Below are 375 nucleotides of genomic sequence, written 5' to 3'. Positions count from 1 at the left end.
GCCGCGCCCACTACGTGCACGGGCTGCTGGGCCTGCACGACGGGCCGGCGGCCGACGCCAGGGAGACCCTGCTCATGGCGGCGGACCTGCTTTCCGCGCACGACACGGAACGGGCCGTGCGCGCGCTGCTGGGCGCGGCGGAGGCGGCCTGGGCGATGGGCGACGCACCAGCCTGCCGCGAGGCGCTGGACCGTATACGTCCCGAGCCGGCCGACCCGGTGCTGGAGTCGTACCGCACGGGCATGTCGGCGGTCCTGGCCGGTCGCACGGGCGAGGGACTCGCGCTGCTGCGGAGGCACGTGGACGCGATGGGAGACCGGTGGTCCCACGAGACCGCCGGCCCGGACCGCGTTCCGGGTCCGGCGCCCGACGGGG

The 375-nt window shown here is 77.1% G+C and carries 1 pseudogene; it reads left to right on the top strand.

Going from position 1 to position 375, the window contains the following annotated elements:
* A pseudogene (locus GT042_RS02890) lies at positions 1-375 on the top strand (hypothetical protein); the annotation flags it as partial.

Origin of the sequence: Streptomyces sp. SID3212, from assembly GCF_009865405.1 — a bacterium.
Lineage (GTDB): Bacteria > Actinomycetota > Actinomycetes > Streptomycetales > Streptomycetaceae > Streptomyces.
The sequence above is the reverse complement of the archived record's forward strand: the minus strand, read 5'-3'. Positions and strand labels throughout refer to the sequence as shown.